The organism is Amycolatopsis sp. NPDC051102 (assembly GCF_040682815.1).
Lineage (GTDB): Bacteria > Actinomycetota > Actinomycetes > Mycobacteriales > Pseudonocardiaceae > Amycolatopsis.
Window position 1 is genome coordinate 91,839 of sequence record NZ_JBFBBT010000002.1, and the last position, 18,910, is coordinate 110,748.

Below are 18,910 nucleotides of genomic sequence, written 5' to 3' on the forward strand. Positions count from 1 at the left end.
TCGTCACCTTTCGGGAGTTGCGGCTTGCTGACGGCGTCGCACTGCCGTGCGGGCCGAAGTCACGATGTTGGGGAGCAGGACCGACACGATCAGGAGCACGCCGGTCACGATGTTGAGCGCCTCGTTCGAGACGTCCTGCAGGCGCAAGGCGTTCTGCAGCGTCGCGAGCAGGACCACGCCGGCGAGCACACCCGGCAGCGTGCCCTTGCCGCCGAAGATGGACACGCCGCCGAGCAGCACGGCGGCCACGACGGCCAGTTCGAGGCCGAAGCCGTTGTCGGCACGGGCGCTGGAGTACCGCAGTGTCCACAGGATCCCGGCGAGACCGGCGACCGCGCCGCTCACGACGTACAGCCAGAACTTGAGCCGTCCGGTGCGGATGCCGGCGAACCGGGCCGCCTGCTCCCCCGCCCCGGCGGCGAACACGCCGCGGCCGATGGGCGTCATGTGCAGCACGACGCCGAAGACCAGGGCGACGACGACCAGGGGGATCAGGACGTTCGGGATGGGGCCGTCGCCGATCGTCCCGGTGACCCAGCTCGTGTAGGCCCGCGGGAAGTCGGCGACCGCGCTGTCGCCGAGCACCACGAACGCCAATCCGCGGTACAGGGCCAGCGTGCCGATGGTGACGGCCAGCGACGGCAGCTTCAGCACGGTGACGAAGAAGCCGTTCAACGCGCCCAGGACCGCGCCGAGCGCGATGCAGAGCGGGATGATCGTCTCGATCGACAGGCCCGCATCCCACAGGGAACCCATCACCGCCGACGTCAGGCCGAGCGTGCTCGCCACCGAGAGGTCGATCTCGCCGGTGACGATGATGAACGTCATCGGCAGCGCGACCAGCGCGATCGGGAGCAGGTCGAGCAGCAGGAAGGTGAAGTTGCGGCTGGTGCCGAAGTTCTCCACGGCACCGGAGGCGACGATCAGGACGAGCACCGTCACGAGCACGACGGCGGCGTCCCAGCTGAGCAGCCTGCCGAGCCGGTTTCCCTGGTCAGACATGGGAATCCCTCTTCTTCAGTGCTTTGGCGACCCGGACGGCGACCAGCCGGTCGGCGCCGATGGCCAGCAGGATCAGCGCGCCGACGATCGCCTGCTGCCAGAACTGGTTGATGTCGAGCACGGCCAGGGCGCTGCCGATGACCGTCAGCAGCAGCGCGCCGAGGCCCGCGCCCCAGACCGAGCCGCTGCCGCCGAACACCGCCACCCCGCCGACGACGGCCGCGGCGACGACGTTGAGCTCGTAGCCGGTCCCGGCGGCGGCGTCCACGGTCCCGAACCGGGCGGCGAACAGGACGCCGGCCAACCCGGCGAGCGCGCCGCTGACCAGGAACGCCGCGCTCGTGTTGCGGCCGACGCGGATGCCGGCCAGCTGCGCCGCCTGCGGGCTCGACCCCATCGCGTACAGCTCGCGGCCGGCGCGGTAGCTGCGCAGCACGATCCCGGCGACGACCAGGACCAGCACCGCGATGAGCACCAGCCACGGCACGCCGAGCACCGACGCGGTGCCGAAGTCCAGGAAGGACGCCGGCAGCTTGTCGGCGTTGATCTGCTGCCCGCCGGCCCAGAAGTAGCTGACCCCGCGGTAGGCGTAGAGCGTGCCGAGCGTGACGACCAGCGCGGGCACCTGGCCGAAGCGCACCAGGACGCCGTTGACCAGCCCGCACACCGCACCGACGGCCAGTCCCACGAGGATCGCGACGATCACCGGCAGGCCCGGGTGGTCCTTCATCAGCGTGCCGGCGGCGAACGCCGACAGGCCGAGCACCGAGCCGACCGAGAGGTCGATGTTGCGGGTGATCATCACGATCGCCTGGCCGACGGCGAGCACCGCCAGGATCGCCGTCCCCAGCAGGATGTCGCGGATGCTCTGCCCGGACAGGAACCGGGAGTTCTGCGTCGCGGTGAACGCGATCAGGACGATCAGGGCTCCCGCGATGCCGGATTCGCGGGCCTTCAGCACGTTCGCGGTCCACGAGCGTCCGGAGTGGACGGCCGGCTGCGCGGTCGCGGCGGCCTCCTTCGTCACGGTCATGCGGCGGCCTCCTGCCCCATCGCGGCGAACATGACCGAGTCCTCGGTCGCTTCGGCGCGCGGGAGCTCGGCCACGATCCGGCCCTCCCGCATCACCAGCACGCGGTCGGCCATGCCCAGCACCTCCGGCAGTTCCGAGGACACCATCACGATCGCGACGCCTTCGGCGGCCAGCGCCGACATCAGCCGGTGCACCTCGGCCTTCGTGCCGACGTCGATGCCGCGCGTCGGCTCGTCGACGATCAGCACCTTCGGCGCCATCGCCAGCCACTTGGCCAGCACGACCTTCTGCTGGTTCCCGCCCGAGAGCGTCCCGACGGGGTCGCCGAGCCGGCGGTACTTGGTGCGCAGCCGCTCGGTCCAGTGCCGCGCCTCCCGACGCTCGCCGGCACCGGTCAGGAAGCCCAGCTTCGCAAGCGCGCGTGACCGCGGGAGCGTCACGTTCCGCTCGATCGAGAGGTCCATGATCAGGCCCTGCTGGCGCCGGTCTTCGGGGACCAGGGCCAGCCCGGCGGCCATCGCGGCCCGCGACGAGTGCGGCTTGAGCTTCTTGCCGCTCACCTTGACGACTCCGGCGTCCCGTTCGTCGACGCCGAAGACCGCTTGGACGACCTCCGAGCGGCCGGAGCCGACCAGCCCGGCGAACGCGACGATTTCCCCGGCGCGCACGGAGAAGGAGATGTCGCGGAACACGCCTTCCCGGGCGAGGCCCTCGACCTCGAGCACGACCGCGCCCGGTTCGACGTCCTGCTTGGGGAACAGCGCGTCCAGGTCGCGGCCGACCATGCGCTTCACCATCTCCTCGACGGTGACGTCCTCGATGGCGTCGGTGGAGACGTGCTTGCCGTCGCGCATGATCGTCACGCGCTGGCAGAGCTCGGTGATCTCCTCGAAGCGGTGGGAGATGAACATGATCGCCGCGCCTTCCTGGCGCAGCGTCCGCGCGACGGTGAACAGCCGCTCGACCTCGATCCGGGTCAGCGCGGCGGTCGGCTCGTCCATCACCAGCACCCGGGCGTCGGCGCTGAGCGCCTTGGCGATCTCGACGATCTGCTGGTCGGCGATGGACAGCCCGCGGGCCGGCCGGGCCGGGTCGATCCGAACGCCGAGGCGGGCGAAGAGCCGCTCGGCCTCGGCGCGGATCGCCGCCCGGTCGATCCGGCCCAGGCTCTTGCGCGGGTGGCGGCCCATCACGATGTTCTCCGCGACGCTCAGGTCCGGGAACAGCGTCGGTTCCTGGTAGATCACCGCGATGCCGGCCGCCTTGGCGTCGGCGGGCGAGCCGAACCCGACCGGCTCGCCGTCCAGCAGCAACGTGCCGTCGTCGGGCCGGTGCACCCCGGCCAGCATCTTGACGATCGTCGACTTGCCGGCGCCGTTCTCCCCGACCAGCGCGTGGGCCTCCCCGGCGTGCAGCCCGAAGCTCACACCGGCGACGGCCGCGACCGCGCCGAACGACTTCGTCACGCCGCGCACCTCAAGCAGAGGAGCCCGGCCCGGGCGTGGGCGCGTCATCGCGACCTCCGGATTGAAAGGTTTCACAAATCTGGTGCGGTGAAGCTACTATGCGGCGGAAGAAGAAGTCAATGCATCGGTGAAGCCGTGGCTAAACGGCATCTCCAGCAGATAGTTCGTGGTGATGTTACGTTTCAACGCCCACGGGGAGAGGGGGCCGCATGGTGGTCAGGGAGCCCGGTGCCGAGCCGAGGGCAGCGGGCATGAAGGACGTCGCGGCGGCCGCCGGCGTCTCCCTCGGCACGGTGTCCAATGTGCTCAACCGGCCCGACCGGGTGAGCCCGGTGACCCGGGCGAAGGTCGAGGCCGCGATGGCCGAACTCCGGTTCGTGCGCAACGAGTCCGCGCGGCAGCTGCGCGCCGGGCGCAGCCGGGTGCTGGCCTACGTCATGCTCGACGGCAGCAACCCGTTCTTCACCGACGTCGCGGCCGGCATGGAGGACGCCGCCGACGCCGGTGACCTCTCGCTGTTCCTCTGCAACAGCGCTCACCAGCCGTCGCGGGAAGCGGCCTACCTCGGCCGCCTCGAACAGCAGCGCGTCCAGGGCATCCTCATCACGCCGGTCGACCCGGACGCCCCGGTGCTGCACGAGATCGCGCGCCGCGGCACACCGGTGGTCGTCGTCGACCGGACTCCGGACGGGACGGCGCTCTGCTCGGTCGCGGTCGACGACGTCCACGGCGGCGAGATCGCCGTGCGGCACCTGGTCGAACAGGGCCACGAGCGGATCGCCTTCGTCGGCAACCACCCGAGCGTCGGCCAGGTCCGCGACCGGCGGCTCGGCGCGTTGCGGGCGCTGAGCGCCGCCGGGCTCGGCCCGGACCACCTCGTCGACCTGACGACGTCGGCGCTGACCGTGGCCGACGGCCGCGGGGCCGGCGAGCGGCTGGCGGGACTGCCGGCGCCGGTCCGCCCGACCGCCGCGTTCTGCGCGAACGACCTCGTCGCCCTCGGCCTGCTGCAGACCTGCGCGAACCTCCGCATGCGCGTCCCGGACGACCTGGCGATCGTCGGCTACGACGACATCGAGTTCGCCGCGGCGGCCGCGGTCCCGCTGACGTCGGTCCGCCAGCCCCGGCGGCGCCTCGGCCGCACGGCCGCGGAACTCCTGCTGGCGGAAACCACCGAAACCGGGCACGAGCACCGGCAGGTCGTCTTCACCCCCGAACTGGTGGTCCGCGCTTCCACCCTCCGGTGAGCAACCCGCTGATCGTTTGTGACGTCTTACCGCGTGCAAGCGATAACACCAGCGAGCCCGCAGCAGGGAGGTCGCCGATGTCCGGCCAGCAACCGCGGCTTTCCCGGCGCGGGTTCCTGGCCGCGAGCGGGGTCGCGTTGCTCGGCGCCGCCGTCGCCGGGTCGGCGGGGAACGCCGCCCCCGGCCCGGACACCGTGCACCTGGGCGATTTCTGGTTGTTCGGGCGGTACGACGACGGCTGCACCGAACCGGGCTTCGACGAACTCGACCTTTCGCCGGTGCAGCTGCCCCACTGCGTGACGCCGCTGTCGTGGACCGGCTGGGACCCGGCGTCCTGGCAGGACCGGTGGATCTACCGGCGGCACTTCACGGGCTCGGCCGGCGAACGCCACCTCGCCCGCTTCGACGGCGTCATGACCGACGCCGAGGTGCACCTCAACGGCCGGCTCGTCGTCACTCACCACGGCGGCTACCTCCCGTTCGAGGTCGAGCTGCCGGGCGTCGTGGCGGGCGACAACGTCCTCGCCGTGGTCGTCGACGGGCGGTGGGCGCTGGACGTGCCGCCCAACCTGCCGCGCAGTGCGGGGCCGTCGGTGATCGACTTCTACCAGCCGGCCGGGATCTACCGGCAGGCGACGATCGGCGCGGTGCCGCGGATCCGGCTGACCGACGTCTTCGCCCGGCCCGCCGACGTCCTCTCCCCCGGCCGGTCACTGCACCTGACGTGCACGTTCGACGCGCCCGTCCTGGGACAGGTGACCGCGTCGGTGCGCCAAGCGGGCCGCGAACTCGCCCACGGCGCCGCGCCGGTGGGCGGCAAGACCGTCGAGTTCGACGTCGGCGGGCTCGACGCGGTCCGGCTCTGGGACGTCGAGGACCCGGCGTTGTGCGACGTCGTGGTGACCGTCCGGTCCGGACCGCGTGTGCTCGACCAGCGGGTCGTGCGGACCGGGTTCCGCGACGCGCGGTTCACCACCGAAGGCTTCTTCCTCAACGGCAGGCGGCTGAAGCTGTTCGGCCTCAACCGCCACCAGTGGTACCCGTTCGCGGGCGGGGCGCTGCCGGACCGCGTGCAGCGGCGGGACGCCGAGATCCTGCGCCGCGAGCTGAACTGCACGATGGTCCGCTGTTCGCACTACCCGCAGTCGAGCGCGTTCCTCGACGCCTGCGACGAGCTGGGCCTGCTGGTGTGGGAGGAGATCCCAGGCTGGGGGCACGTCGGGGACGACGCGTGGCAGCGGCAAAACCTGGCCGACGTCGCGGGCATGGTCGTGCGCGACCGCAACCACCCGAGCATCGTCGTCTGGGGCACGCGGGTGAACGAGGCCAACGGCACGACGGCGATGTACCAGCGGACCGGGCGGCTGGCCCGGCAGCTCGACCCGTCCCGGTCGACGAGCGGCGCGCTGGCCAGCCCAACGGGCGGCCGGTACGCCGGCGGCGACGTCGAAGTGCTGGCCTACAACGACTACACGGCCCGGCGCGGCGCGCCCTTCCAGCTGCGCCCGCCGCGGCCGGGGGTGCCGTATCTGGTGACGGAGACGATCGGCACGCTCGCCGGGGCCCGCGCCTACCGCCGCACCGACGCCCCGGCCACCCGGCAGCAGCAGGCGGAACTGCACGCCAAGGCCCACGACCTGGCCGCCGCCGACGACCGCTACTGCGGGCTGCTCGCCTGGTGCGCGTTCGACTACCCGTCGGGCTGGCAGCGGGCGGTCGGCGGGGTGAAGTACGCGGGGGTGTCGGACATCTTCCGGATCCCCAAGCCCGCTGCGGCCTTCTACGCGTCTCAAGTGGACCCGGGGGTGCGGGCGGTCGTCGAGCCCGGCTTCGCCTGGGACTTCACGGACCGGGCCGCGGGCGCGGGACCGGGCGCGACGATCTGGTCGAACTGCGACCGCCTGCTGCTGTTCCTCGACGACCGGCCCGCGGGCGAAGCACGCAGCCGCCGCGGCGACTTCCCGCACCTGCGGTACCCGCCGTTCGCGGCCGACCTCGTCGTGCCGAAGGGGCGGCGGCCGCAGCTGCGCATCGACGGCTACGCGGGCGGACGGCTGGTGCTCAGCCGCCGGTTCAGCGGCGACCGCGGCACGGACGTGCTCAGCTGCGTCCCCGACGACCCGGAGCTGCGGGCCGACGGCGCCGACGCGACCCGGGTGGTCATCGCGGCGAGGGACCGCTTCGGGACGTTGCGCGCGGGGACGGCCGGCGTCGTGACGCTGGAGCTGAGCGGCCCGGGTGACCTGGTCGGCGACACGACGCTGGACTTCGGGGCCACCGGCGGCGCGGCGGCGGTGTGGCTGCGGCCGTTCACGGGCCGGCCGGGAACGCTGACGCTGACGGCCCGCCACCGGACGCTCGGCTCCGCGACGGCGACGGTCCGCGTCACGTCGGACTCGACCCGCTCCTGAGCCGGCCGCGGGAAGGGTCGGCTCGCGTACCCGAAGGGTCGACTCGCGTGCTTGAAGGGTCGACTCGCGTGCCTGGCGGGTCGACTCGCGTGCCTGGCGGGTCGACTCGCGTGCCTGGCGGGTCAGCTCGCGTGCTTGAAGGGTCGACTCGCGTGCCTGGAGGGTCAGCTCGCGTGCTTGGAGGGTCAGCTCGCGTGCTTGAAGGGTCAGCTCGCGTGCCTGGAGGGTCGACTCGCGTGCTTGGAGGGTCGGCTCGCGGCCGGCTCAGTCGCCGGTGAGGACCGCTGCCAGGACCGCCGCCTGGCTGATCGCGGGTGATCCGCTGGCCGTCAGGAGCGTTACCGGGCCGTCGCCGGCCAGGGTGCGCAGGCGGTCCAGGGCCGCTGCGCGGCCGGGCTCGCGCAGCTCGGCGCGGTAGCGCTCGGCGAACTCGGCGAACCGCTCGGGGTCGTGGCCGTACCAGGTGCGCAGGGCGTCGGAGGGGGCCAGGTCGCGGTACCAGCCGTCGAGGACGACCGCCGTGCGGGCGGTGCCGCGCGGCCAGAGCCGTTCGACGAGCACGCGGACGCCGTCGGCGGGCCCGGCCGGGTCGGCCAGGCGCGCGACCCGGACGGCCGTCGGCTGCATGCGCGCATTCTGCGTCGAGGCCGCCGGGGCCGCCACCGGAGCCGCTACGGCCGGCGGCGGAAGCTGCCCCGGGCAGCAACCGCACAAGGGCCACCACGGCGATCGTGGAGGGATCGCCGTGGTGGTCCTACCCCCAGCTCGTGCCGCCTGCGAAGCGACAGCCGAAGCCGCCGGTGTGCCCCGGCGGCCGAGCCGGCCGCGGACATCGTCGGGAGCGTGTCCGGCGGCCCCGCCAGGATGGCGGACCGGGACTGCACCGGGCTTGCAGTACGCTTGCACACCCGATCGGGTGAACGGAGGTGACCGGGTGGAGTTCCGCGTCCTCGGCACCGTCGAGGCCGCGGCGGACGGCGGCCCGGTCGATCTCGGCTCCCGCAAGCAGCGCCTGGTCCTCGCCGTCCTGCTCCTCGAGACCCCCCACCCGGTCGCCCTGGACCACCTCGTGGACCTGCTCTGGCCCGACGATCCCCCGGCGAGCGCGCGCAACACCGTGCAGGCGCTGATCTCGCGGCTGCGCGCGGTGTTCCGCGCCGCCGGCGGCCCCGAGCTCGTCACCGAAGGACACGGGTACGTCCTGCGCGCCGACCCGGAGACCGTCGACGCCCACCGCTTCACCGCCCTCGTCCGCCGGGCCCGCGCGGCCGACGACGAGACCGCCGTCGCCCTGCTCGACGAGGCCCTCGCGCTCTGGCGGGGCGACGCGCTGGCCGGCGCCGCCTCCGCCGACGTCGCCGGGCGGCTCGTCACCGGGCTGGCCGAGGCCCGCTGGAGCGCGCTGGAGGACCGCATCGACGCGCAGCTGCGGCTCGGCCGGGGCCGGGACGTGCTCGCCGAGCTGACGACGCTGGTCGCCGCGCACCCGCTGCGGCAGCGGTTCGTCGGCCAGCTGATGCTCGCGCTGTACCGCGAAGGCCGCACCGACGCCGCCCTCGCCGCCTTCCGCGGCCTGCGCGCCCGGCTCGTCACCGAGCTCGGGCTCGACCCGGCGCCGGAGCTGACCCGGCTGGAGGCCGCGATCCTCGCCGCCGACCCGGCGCTGGATCCCGTGCCCGAAGCCGGTGACGAGCCGGTGCGCCCGGCCCAGCTGCCCCACGACGTCCGCGGCTTCACCGGCCGCACCGCCGAGCTGGCCCGGCTCGACGAACCCGCCGGCCCCGGCGCGGACATCCGCGTGGTGACCGGCACCGCGGGCGTCGGCAAGACCGCGCTCGCCGTCCGCTGGGCGCACCGCGTCCGCGACCGGTTCCCCGACGGCCAGCTCTACCTCGACCTGCGCGGGTTCGATCCCGACCACGAGCCGCTCACCCCGGCCGTCGCGGCCGCGCAGCTGCTGCGGGCCCTCGGCACCGATCCGCGCGCGATCCCGCCGGACCCGGACAGCCGCACCGCGTTGTGGCGCTCCCTGCTGGCCGACCGGCAGGTGCTCGTCCTGCTCGACAACGCCCGGGACAGCGCGCAGGTGACGCCGTTGCTGCCGCCGTCGGGCACGGTGCTCGTCACCAGCCGGCAGCGGCTCGGGGACCTGATCGCCCGCACCGGCGCGCGGGCGGTGCCGCTGACCGTGCTGCCTGCCGAGGATTCCCGGCAGCTGCTGGAAACGGTGCTCGGGCCGCCCGCGGTCGCCGCCGAACCGGCCGCGGCGGCGGAGCTGGCCCGCCTGTGCGGGCACCTCCCGCTGGCGCTGCGGCTGGCCGCGGCGAACCTCGGCGCCGGCGAGGTGTCCGGGATCGCCGAGCTGGCGCGGGAACTGGCCGACGGCGATCCGCTGGCCGGGCTGAGCGTCGACGGCGCCGAGGAGAGCGCCGTGACGACGGCGTTCTCCGTGTCGTACCGGGCTTTGCCGTCCGAACACCGGCTGCTGTTCCGCCGGCTCGCGCTGGTGCCGGGCCAGACGTTCACCGCACCGGTGGCCGCGCAGCTCGCCACCGTCGCGGAAGGACGCGCGCGGCAGCAGCTCAAGGCCCTCGCCGCGGCCAACCTCGTCGAGCGGCACCTGCCCGGCCGCTACCGGTTCCACGACCTGCTGCGCAGTTACGCGGGCGGGCGGGTCGCGGCCGACGACTCCAACGCCGAGGCGGACGCGGCACGGCGGCGGCTGTTCGAGCACTACCTCGGGACGGCCGACGCGGCGGGCCGGCTGCTCATCCCGCACTTCCTCCGGCTGCCCCGGCCCGAACCGGAAAACCCGTTCGAGGGCACCGAAGACGCGCTGGCGTGGCTGGACACCGAGTGGCCGAACCTCGCCGCCGCCGTCGAGCACGCGGCGGGACACGGCCCGCGCGAGTACGCCTGGCACCTGGCCGACGCGCTCCGCGCGTTCTTCCACCACCGCGGCCACCACACGGAATGGATCGACACGGCCACGACGGCGCTGACCGCCGCGCAGGCGGCCGGCGATCACCAGGCACAGGCGGCGATGCGGCTGTCCATCGCGCTGGCCGGGGTCAACAGCGGCCGCTACGCCGAAGCCCGCGCGCACCTCACGACGGTCCTGGCCGACGGCCTGGCCGCGGAATGGGCCGCTGGGCGCGCCGCGGCGCTGAACAACCTGAGCGCCGTGCACCAGCGCCTCGGCGACGCGCACGAGGCGATCACGTGCGGCCTGGAAGCGTTGCGGCTGTGCGAAGAAAGCAGCATGCCGGGCATCACGATGGCGCTGGCCAACCTCGGGTTCGCCTGCGGCCAGGTCGGCGACTTCGACGCGGCGCTCGGCCACTTCGGCCGCGCGCTGGACATCGCCGAACGCGACGGCGCCCGGTTCAGCGTGGCCGTCCTGCTGGTCGACCTCGGGCACGTCCACCGCGACCTCGGGAACGCCGTCGCGGCCGAGTTCTACGAGCGGGCGCTCGCCGCCAACCGCGAACTCGGTTACCAGTACGGCGAAGCGGCGGCGCTGTCCGGCCGGGCGGTCCTGGAGGCGCGGGCGGGCGACGCCACCCGCGCGCTCGCCGACGCGGCCGGCGCGGTGGACCTGACCCGCCGCATCGGCGATCGCGGCACCGAAGCTTCGGCACTGGCCGCGCTCGGCGAAGTCTGCCTCCGGCTGAACCGCGCGGCCGACTCGGTCGCCCATCTGACGGCGGCGCTGGACATCGCCCGCGAGACCAGCTTCACGTGGTGCGAAACGGCGGCGCTGACCGGCCTCGCGGAAGCGGCGCTCGCCATGGGTGACGCGGAATCGGCCCGCACCCACGGCGAAGCGGCGGCCAAGCTCGCCGCCCAGGCGGGTTACCGGCCCCTGGCAACCCGCGCGGCGCGCACCCTGGCGAGCTCGGCCGGCTGAAGCCTCAGCAGGCGGCCGGGGCCGTGCACTCGGCGCGGGCCAGGATGGTGCCGAAGTTGTCCTGGTAGGCCGCGCTGATCGCGGCGTTCTCCACCTTGATCAGGATCTCGTCGTTGTCGCGCAGGGCCGCGAGATAGCTGGTGACCATGGTGGTGAGCGACTTGTGGTAGCCGGCGTCGGCCAAGTAGTCGTTGTTCTTCTTCTGCGCCAGCATCTTCTGCACGTGCCCGAGGTAGAAGCCGTACAGGTCCGGGTCGCCGTGGGTCAGCAGGGCGTTGTTGAACATGTTGCCCTGCACGGTGGTCAGGTTGTGCCGTCGTGGGCGATGCACCCGGTGTTGTCCCCGCCGGTATCGCAGAAGACCAGCTGGGTGAGCCCGGCGCCCTTGAGGATCGGCATCGCGGTGTTGGCGGGGTCGTCGTCCGCGCCACCGTCGAGCGCGATCCGCACCTCGACCCCGCGGGCCTGCGCCGCCTTGATCGCCTCGGCGAGCGCCGGGCGGGTCCAGCTGTAGAGCGAGATGTGGATCTGCGCCCCGGCCGGGGTGCCGTTGACCAGCTGGACCAGCCGCGTTTCGATCGAGTGGTCGCGGTCGCCGTTCTCGGGCGGGTTGTTGAAGATCGCTTCCATGCCGGTGGCATCGGCGGCCACCGACGGCGCCGCGTGCGCCGGCCCGCCGCCCGCCAGCGCGAGCAGCGCGCCGGTGGCCACGGCCAGTGCCTTGAGTCTCGAGCCCCTGTCGTCCTCCCGGTCGGAAGGGGCCGAGCTCGCAATGCGGCGTACAAGATCCGTACATCCGGACGTTGCCGCGCATACCCGGCGAAAGGGGCAGGCCGCCCGCGGAACCCGACTCATGGCGGGTTCCGCCCGTCCGGGCCGCAGAGGACGCTTCTCCTGGCTCCCAGGGGCGGAGCCGGGAAAGGACGACCTCCATGAGATCGAGGGTGCTTTCTGCTGCGCTCGGCGTGGCCATCGGCCTGCTGGGCACCGTCGCCGTCGCCGCGCCGGCCCAGGCCGCCGCGGTCTGCGGCGACCAGCTCGTCGGCAACGGCGGATTCGAGAGCGGCACCGCGCCGTGGACCCAGACCAGCGGGGTCATCTCCGCCGCCACCACCGCGGAACCCGCGCACGGCGGGACGATGGACGCCTGGCTGGACGGCTACGGCAGCACGCACACCGACACCCTGTCCCAGTCGCTGACGCTGCCCGCCGGCTGCGCGTCCGCGTCGCTGTCCTGGTGGGCGCACGTCGACACCAAGGAGACGACGACCGGCACCGCCTACGACAAGCTGGTGGTGCAGGCGGGTACCGACACCCTCGCGAGCTACTCGAACCTCGACCAGAACACCGGGTACGTCCAGCGCACGGTCGACGTGTCGCGCTACCTCGGCCAGACGGTGACGCTGAAGATCACCGGCACCGAGGATTCCAGCCTGGCCACCAACTTCCTCCTCGACGACTTCGCGCTGACCACGACCGGGACGAGCAACCCGCAGTCGCCGGTGGTCACCTCGCCGGGCGCGCAGACCGGCGCCGTCGGCCAGGCCGCGTCACTGCAGATCCAGGCGAGCGACCCGCAGGGCGACGCACTCACCTACACCGCCACCGGCCTGCCCGCGGGCCTGGCCATCGGCGCGAGCACCGGCAAGATCACCGGCACGCCGACCACCGCGGGCACGTCTTCGGTGACCGTGACGGCGAAGGACCCGGCCGGCAACAGCGGGAGCGCCACCTTCACCTGGACGATCACCTCGGCCCCCGCGGACTCCACGCGCACGCCGATCAACCCGGCCTACACGGTGAACCTGACGTCGAACACCGCCGGTGACACCTGGACCGGGCACCAGAGCGTCAGCTTCACCAACGGCTCGGCGACCGCGCTGCCCGAGGTGTACCTGCGGCTGTGGGACAACTACCACGGCAGCTGCCCGAGCACGCCGATCACCGTCACGAACGTCACCGGCGGCACGCCGTCCGCGCTGAGCGTGAACTGCACGGCCATGAAGATCACGCTGCCCGCGCCGCTGGCACAGGGCCAGTCCGCGACCATCGGCTTCGACCTGCAGATCGTCGTGCCCAGCGGCGCCGACCGGTTCGGCCACGACGGCGCGTTCAACATGATCGGCAACGCGCTCCCGGTGCTCGCCGTCCGCGACGGCGCGGGCTGGCACCTCGACCCGTACACGAACAACGGCGAGTCGTTCTACACGGTGATCAGCGACTTCGACGTGACGCTCGTGCACCCGACGTCGCTGCTGACGCCCGCCACCGGCACCTCGACCGAGACGACCAGCGGCAGCACGACCACCACGCACGCGGTGGCGTCGAAGGTGCGGGACTTCGCGTGGGCCGCCGGGCCGTTCGCGAAGATCACGACGACGTCCGGCAAGGGCGTGCGGGTCAACGTCTACTCGGTCAGCGGGATCTCCACCAGCAGCGCCAACCAGATGCTGACGCTGGCCGCCGACGCCATCGACGTCCACTCGGGCCGCTTCGGCGACTACCCGTACGGCGAGGTGGACGTGGTGCTGGACAACAACTTCTGGTTCGGCGGCATGGAATACCCGGGCTTCGTGATGGACCTGGTGTCCACCACGGCGCTCCCCCACGAGCTGGCGCACCAGTGGTTCTACGGGATCGTCGGCGACGACGAGTACAACTCGCCGTGGCTGGACGAGAGCTTCACCGACTACGCCACCGACCTCTACCGCGGCATCACCGGCAGCGGCTGCGGCATCACGTGGCAGTCGAGCGCGGAGAAGCTGACCAACTCGATGGCCTACTGGGACGCGCACTCGTCCCGGTACTCCACGGTGGTCTACAACTACGGCAAGTGCACCCTGCACGACCTGCGGCGGCTGATCGGCGACACGGCGATGGCGAACCTGCTGAAGTCGTACGCGCAGTCGCACTGGTACGGCGTGTCGACCACGGCGGAGTTCAAGGCCGCGGCACAGGCGGCGGCCGGGTCGACCGACCTGACGTCGTTCTGGGCTTCGCACCGCGTGGAGGGCTGAAAAACCGGTTGGAGTTCCCCGTCCGCTTCCGCCACTGTGGGGAGGTGGACGGGGAACGGCTTTTCTGCGACACCGCGCTGGCGGCCCGGATCGAGCGCGCGGAAGCGCAGTTCGTCGCCGCGTGCAGCAACGCCGCCCGGGTGCGGCTTGGGGACGGTGCCGGGTTCGCGCGTCCGCTCGCCGGGGGCGCCGCCAGCTTTGCCGAGGCGGACTCGCCGTTCAACAAGGTCGCGGGCCTCGGCTTCGCCGGCCTGCCCGAAGACCTCGACGAGGTCGAAGCGGCCTACGCCGAGCTGGGCTCGCCGGTGCAAGTCGAGCTGTGCCACCTGGCCGATCCCGCCGTCGGGACGTTCCTGACCGCGCGCGGCTACCGGCTGGAGTCGTACGAGAACGTGCTCGGCCGGCGCCTCGGCGGCCCGGTGGAAGCCATCGACGGCGTGGTCCGGCCGTGCCGGGACGACGAGCTGGAGCCCTGGCTGGCCGCCATCGCCGACGCCTCCATGGTCACCGACGCCGAAGGCCTGCCTTCGCACGAAGACTTCACCCCCGAAATCATCGTGAACGCGCTGCGGGACATGGCCGGGGTCCGGCGGTACACCGCCGAGCGGAACGGCGAGTTCGCCGGCGGCGCGAGCTTCCGGGTCACCGATGGGATCGCGCAGTTCGCCGGCGCGGCGACCGTGCCCGCCCACCGGCGCCGCGGTGTGCAGACGGCGTTGCTGCAGGCCAGGCTCGCCGCGGCGGCCGAAGCCCGGTGCGACCTCGCCATCGTCACCACGCAGCCCGGGTCGAAGTCGCAGCAGAACGCGCAGCGGCAAGGGTTCGACCTGCTCTACGCACGGGCGATCCTGGTGAAGGGCACCTCGGCGACGAGCTCCTCCGGCGCCGAGAGCCGCCAGGCTTCGTAGAGGAGCTCGGCGAGTTCGTCGGCGTCGACGCCGTCGAGGTACACGACCACCCAGCCGAAGCCGCCGGCGGTGAACTGCACCTCGAACACGTCCGGCCGCTCCGAGACCAGTGCCAGCTGTTCGGACACGGTCTGCTTGAGACCGACGGTCCGCGTCCGCGGCCAGAAGTAGCCGAACCGCTTGCCGCGCACGCTGAACGACGAGTAGTCGCGCGCCTCCGACCGCTGGACCTCCGCCAGCCTGCCGAGCAGCTGGTCGAGTTCCCGGACCTGGACCGTCACCGTCGTCCCCCTTGTTCTCCGGCGACCACCGTAGCGCGCCGGTACCGTGAGCGGACATGAGCGATCCCGGAGACGTCCCCGACGTGGTGGTCAAGCGGGGCCACGCTCCCGGCGCGACGGTCGCCGAGGCGGCGGGCCTGCGCTGGCTGGCTTCCGCGGGCACGGTGCCGGTGCCCGTCGTGCGCAGCCACGACCGGGACCGGCTGGTCATCGACCGCGTGCCGGCCGGGCGGCCGTCGGCCGCGGCGGCGGAACGCTTCGGCCGCGGGCTGGCCGGGTTGCACGCCGCGGGCGCCCCGGCGTTCGGCGCGCCGCCGCCGGACGGTCTCCGGGACGCGTGGATCGGCCGGGCCCCGATGGTCAACGTCCCGGCGGCGGACTGGGCGTCCTGGTACGCGTCGGACCGCGTGCTGGCCTACGTCCGGCCGGCGGTGGACGCGGGGACGTTCGGCCCGGCCGAAGCGGCGGTGTTCGAGCGGGCCTGCGCGCGGATCCCGGCCTCGGCCGAGCCACCCGCGCGGCTGCACGGCGACCTGTGGAACGGCAACGTCCTGTGGGACGGGCGCGAGGCGTGGCTGATCGACCCGGCCGCCCACGGCGGGCACCGCGAGACGGACCTGGCGATGCTGCACCTGTTCGGCTGCCCCCACCTCGAGCGCGTCGTCGCCGCCTACGACGAGGCCGCCCCGCTGGCCGACGGCTGGCGCGACCGGATCGGGCTGCACCAGCTGTTCCCGCTGCTGGTGCACACGGTCCTGTTCGGACAGTCCTATGCGGACCAGGCGCTGGCCGCGGCCCGCTCGTTCTAGCAGTGGCCGAGCATGGTCTCCAGTGCCTTCTTCTCCGGCACGGTGATCGTGAGGCCGTAGTTGGTCTTGACGACGATCCAGTCGGTGGCGTAGGTGCACCAGTACGAGACCAGCGGCGGCTTCCACGCGTCCGGGGCCTTGTCGCTCTTCTGCTCGTTGAGGTTGTCGGTGACGGCCTTGAGCTGCGGGCGGACGAGGTCGTTGGCGAACTGCTCGCGCCGCTGGCGGGTCCACGACTTCGCGCCGCTGATCCACGCCTGCCCGAGCGGCACGACGTGATCGATGTCCACATCGGAGGACTTGTGCCAGGTCTGGCCGTCGTAGGGGCTGACCCAGGTGCCGGACTTCGGGGCGCACTGCGCGTCGGTCTTGACGTCCTTGCCGTCGCGCTTGAGCACCTGCTCGCGGACGTCGCAGTTGGCGTCGACCTTGTCCCAGTGCGGGAACTCGTCGCGGCTGTAGCCGTCCATGGTGCCGCGCACGGCGATCTTGAGCGCGGCGAGCTCGCTGCGCGCCTCGGTGGGCGACACCGGCGGCGCGGCGGCCGTTCCGGGTGCCTGGGTGCCGGTCGCGAGCCCGTCGGCGAGCTTGCAGCCGGTGAGGGACGAACCCGCGAGGACGGCGAGAAGGACAAGCGCTCGGGTGCGCGGCATCGTGAACCCCTTTCACATCGACCGGGAGGTGCCCAGCCGAAGCGCCGCGGAAACGGTGCAGATGGCCTAGTTGACGCGAACCGATCGGGTCAAGAGCCGTGGAAGACCTGCGCGACGAACACGGCGGCCACCACACCGGCAGTCACGAGGACGGTGAGCACGAAGACCAGGCCCCAGGGCACCTGCCGGATCGGGCGCGGCCGCGGGAAGACGGCCGAGACGGGCCCGCGCACCGGCGGGCTCCACGGCCCCGGCTCGTCCTCGGCGGCGGGCGCCGCCGGTTCCGGGACCAGCGGGAGCGGGACGGCGGCGGGCAATTCCGGCAGCCGGGACCGGACGGGCAGCCGCGCGGGGAACCCGTCGGCGAGCAGGGCGGCCCGGGGTGGGGCGAGGTGGGCGAGGGAAAGGGCGTAGCAGGCGTCGAGGATGTCGTCGGCCGACCAGACGGTCCGCCACCGGTTGTGCTGGCTGATGATCCGCCGCAGGCCACGCGGGTCGGCGAGGACCACCGCGACGCCGGGCACGGGTTCCGGTTCGCGCCAGCGGAGGGTGGACGGCGCGGCCGCGGCGAGGCTTCCCGGCTGGTCGGCGGCGGACGGGCGCCGGCCGTCGTGCGGGTCGGCCTGGCCGGGCCAGGTTGCTGCGCCGGGCGCGCTGTCGAGAGAACCTGGTTGCGGCTCAGGCGATCGAGGCAGCGGCACGGGCCCGGGCGGCTCGCCGACCAGCACGCGCTCCGGCGGCCCCGGTTCGCTCAGCCGCGTCTCCTGCTCCACCTCGTCCCGCCACGGCTCGGTCGCCTGCGGGACCACCGCGACCAGCCCCGTCACGTACCTGCCGCCTTCGTGACCGGCCAGCGCACCCTTCGCCGCCGCCACCCCGGCGCCCGCGCGGTCGCCCGGGCCCGGCCACTCCGCCGGGCCGGGTGCGTGCGCCGCGATGACCACGACCCCGCACGGGGTGAACACCAGCGCGTCCACGAACCGGGCGCCCAGCCGGCCCGGGAGGCTCACCCCGGCCAGCGCCAGCCCCGGCAGGTGGTCCGGGCCCGGACCCCACGATCGCAGCAACCTCACCAAGTGCTCCGCCGCCGGGGGCAGCCGGCGGTCTTCGCCGGTGCGCTGGAGGGCCACAAGCACGCCGGACACACCTCCCACGACGGATCACGACGAAACGGCGAGCGCCCCCTCGACGGTAGGAGGCGGACCCGTCCCCTCCCAGCAGCCGAACGAGTGGTCGATCACCACCGTGTGTAGCCGGGGCATCCTGGAGCGGCCCGAGCCCACCGATCAGGGAGACCGCCGATGGCTTCGCCCCCCGCCGCGTACCGAGGTCCCGCCCTCGACGTCGACCGGCCCTTCTACCGGCGGCTCGCCGCCGAAACCGGCCGGGAACCCGTCGACGCCTTCGAAATCCCGATCCGCACGGGACGCGCGTGGCGGGTGCCGCGCGGGCACCTCTGCCGCCTGTCGACCGTCGGCGGACCGCAGGTCGGCGACCTCAACCTGTGGCACGCCGACGACCCGCGCGAACGGTTCTGGGCGGCGCGCACCCGGCAGCTGCAGCGCGCCCACGTCAGCACCTTCGACCGCCTGTGGTCGACGCTGCCGTTCCTGCGCCCGCTCGCCACGATCACCGCCGACACCCTCGCGGACCACGGACAGGACGGTGACGGCGGCCGCGTCCACGACCTGCTCGGCACCCGCTGCGACCCGTACGTGAACCGGCTGCTCACCGGCGAGGACTTCGACTACTGCTGCCACTCGAACCTGGTGCGCGCGGTCGCGCCGTTCGGGCTCACCGAGTTCGACGTGCACGACGTGCTCAACGTCTTCCAGTGCACCGGCCTCAACGACGAGGACCGCTACTTCATGAAGGCCAGCCCGGCCCGCCCGGGTGACCACTTCGAGTTCTTCGCCGAGGTCGACCTGCTGTGCGCGCTGTCCACCTGCCCCGGCGGCGACCTTTCGATCCCGCTCTGGGGCCCGGACGCCCGCGACCCGGTCGCCACCTGCCGGCCGATCGGCGTCGAGGTGTTCAAGCCGCGCGACGGGCTCCTCGCCGGCTGGCGGCCGCCCGAGCGCGCGGCCTACCGCGGCCTGCACGGCGTCCGGCTGCCGGACTGGACCGGCGAAACACCGTCGTGACACCGGGTCCGGGTGCGGTCCACAGTGGA

16 protein-coding genes are annotated in these 18,910 nt (G+C 73.2%); 7 read left to right on the forward strand and 9 right to left on the reverse strand.

What is annotated here, in order from left to right; genetic code table 11:
* Window positions 1-3 precede the first annotated feature (3 nt).
* Genes AB0M93_RS06435 through AB0M93_RS06445 form a run of 3 tightly spaced genes read right to left on the reverse strand, consistent with a single transcriptional unit; the run spans window position 4 to window position 3,549 of the window.
* Window positions 4-1,002, reverse strand: a complete 999-nt coding sequence (locus tag AB0M93_RS06435; RefSeq protein ID WP_364269081.1) for an ABC transporter permease — start codon at window positions 1,000-1,002, stop codon at window positions 4-6.
* Window positions 995-2,035 carry an ABC transporter permease gene (locus AB0M93_RS06440; RefSeq protein ID WP_364269083.1) on the reverse strand — a complete coding sequence of 347 codons (1,041 nt, stop codon included), beginning with the start codon at window positions 2,033-2,035 and terminating at the stop codon, window positions 995-997. Before AB0M93_RS06440 ends, AB0M93_RS06435 begins: the two co-directional genes overlap by 8 nt.
* Window positions 2,032-3,549, reverse strand: coding sequence for a sugar ABC transporter ATP-binding protein (locus AB0M93_RS06445; RefSeq protein ID WP_364269085.1), 1,518 nt, complete (start codon window positions 3,547-3,549; stop codon window positions 2,032-2,034). Before AB0M93_RS06445 ends, AB0M93_RS06440 begins: the two co-directional genes overlap by 4 nt.
* Window positions 3,550-3,710: 161 nt before the next feature.
* On the opposite strand from AB0M93_RS06445, the gene AB0M93_RS06450 reads away from it, so the two are divergent.
* Both AB0M93_RS06450 and AB0M93_RS06455 read left to right on the forward strand, forming a co-directional pair.
* Window positions 3,711-4,748 (forward strand): LacI family DNA-binding transcriptional regulator, encoded by a 1,038-nt coding sequence (locus AB0M93_RS06450; protein ID WP_364269087.1) that lies wholly within the window; start codon window positions 3,711-3,713, stop codon window positions 4,746-4,748.
* Between the two features lie 77 nt (window positions 4,749-4,825).
* Window positions 4,826-7,159 carry a glycoside hydrolase family 2 TIM barrel-domain containing protein gene (locus AB0M93_RS06455; protein ID WP_364269089.1) on the forward strand — a complete coding sequence of 778 codons (2,334 nt, stop codon included), beginning with the start codon at window positions 4,826-4,828 and terminating at the stop codon, window positions 7,157-7,159.
* 264 nt (window positions 7,160-7,423) lie between these two features.
* Here AB0M93_RS06455 and AB0M93_RS06460 read toward each other — a convergent pair whose 3' ends face one another.
* Entirely contained in the window at window positions 7,424-7,786 is a 363-nt protein-coding gene (locus AB0M93_RS06460) for a DUF488 family protein (protein WP_364269091.1), read from the reverse strand.
* Window positions 7,787-8,093: 307 nt separating this feature from the next.
* On the opposite strand from AB0M93_RS06460, the gene AB0M93_RS06465 reads away from it, so the two are divergent.
* On the forward strand, window positions 8,094-11,069 hold the full coding sequence (locus AB0M93_RS06465) for a BTAD domain-containing putative transcriptional regulator (protein ID WP_364269093.1): 2,976 nt from the start codon (window positions 8,094-8,096) through the stop codon (window positions 11,067-11,069).
* Window positions 11,070-11,073: 4 nt separating this feature from the next.
* On the opposite strand, the gene AB0M93_RS06470 is transcribed toward AB0M93_RS06465, so the two are convergent.
* Together AB0M93_RS06470 and AB0M93_RS06475 are read right to left on the reverse strand one after the other, a co-directional pair.
* On the reverse strand, window positions 11,074-11,367 hold the full coding sequence (locus tag AB0M93_RS06470; RefSeq protein WP_364269094.1) for a hypothetical protein: 294 nt from the start codon (window positions 11,365-11,367) through the stop codon (window positions 11,074-11,076).
* A gap of 5 nt (window positions 11,368-11,372) precedes the next feature.
* The gene (locus tag AB0M93_RS06475) at window positions 11,373-11,780 is read right to left on the reverse strand and encodes a hypothetical protein (RefSeq protein WP_364269096.1); all 408 of its coding nucleotides are present in this window, start codon (window positions 11,778-11,780) and stop codon (window positions 11,373-11,375) included.
* Between the two features lie 233 nt (window positions 11,781-12,013).
* Between AB0M93_RS06475 and AB0M93_RS06480 the strand changes: the two genes are divergently transcribed.
* Together AB0M93_RS06480 and AB0M93_RS06485 are read left to right on the forward strand one after the other, a co-directional pair.
* A complete protein-coding gene (locus tag AB0M93_RS06480; protein WP_364270645.1) occupies window positions 12,014-14,086 on the forward strand; it encodes a putative Ig domain-containing protein in 2,073 nt (690 codons plus the stop codon).
* A 44-nt stretch (window positions 14,087-14,130) separates the two neighbouring features.
* Window positions 14,131-14,994, forward strand: coding sequence for a GNAT family N-acetyltransferase (locus tag AB0M93_RS06485; protein ID WP_364269098.1), 864 nt, complete (start codon window positions 14,131-14,133; stop codon window positions 14,992-14,994).
* Here the strand turns inward: AB0M93_RS06485 and AB0M93_RS06490 are convergent.
* A complete protein-coding gene (locus AB0M93_RS06490; protein ID WP_364269100.1) occupies window positions 14,919-15,275 on the reverse strand; it encodes an MmcQ/YjbR family DNA-binding protein in 357 nt (118 codons plus the stop codon). The two genes, AB0M93_RS06485 and AB0M93_RS06490, sit on opposite strands and share 76 nt — an antisense overlap.
* Window positions 15,276-15,331: 56 nt before the next feature.
* Here AB0M93_RS06490 and AB0M93_RS06495 point away from each other — a divergent pair, with 56 nt between their 5' ends.
* Window positions 15,332-16,084, forward strand: a complete 753-nt coding sequence (locus tag AB0M93_RS06495) for a fructosamine kinase family protein (RefSeq protein ID WP_364269102.1) — start codon at window positions 15,332-15,334, stop codon at window positions 16,082-16,084.
* On the opposite strand, the gene AB0M93_RS06500 is transcribed toward AB0M93_RS06495, so the two are convergent.
* Window positions 16,081-16,737, reverse strand: coding sequence for an HNH endonuclease family protein (locus AB0M93_RS06500; protein ID WP_364269104.1), 657 nt, complete (start codon window positions 16,735-16,737; stop codon window positions 16,081-16,083). The two genes, AB0M93_RS06495 and AB0M93_RS06500, sit on opposite strands and share 4 nt — an antisense overlap.
* A gap of 89 nt (window positions 16,738-16,826) precedes the next feature.
* Window positions 16,827-17,873, reverse strand: coding sequence for a hypothetical protein (locus AB0M93_RS06505; protein ID WP_364269106.1), 1,047 nt, complete (start codon window positions 17,871-17,873; stop codon window positions 16,827-16,829).
* A gap of 165 nt (window positions 17,874-18,038) precedes the next feature.
* Here AB0M93_RS06505 and AB0M93_RS06510 point away from each other — a divergent pair, with 165 nt between their 5' ends.
* Complete coding sequence (locus tag AB0M93_RS06510) at window positions 18,039-18,881, forward strand: DUF1989 domain-containing protein (protein WP_364269108.1); 843 nt, start codon at window positions 18,039-18,041, stop codon at window positions 18,879-18,881.
* Window positions 18,882-18,910: the final 29 nt, after the last annotated feature.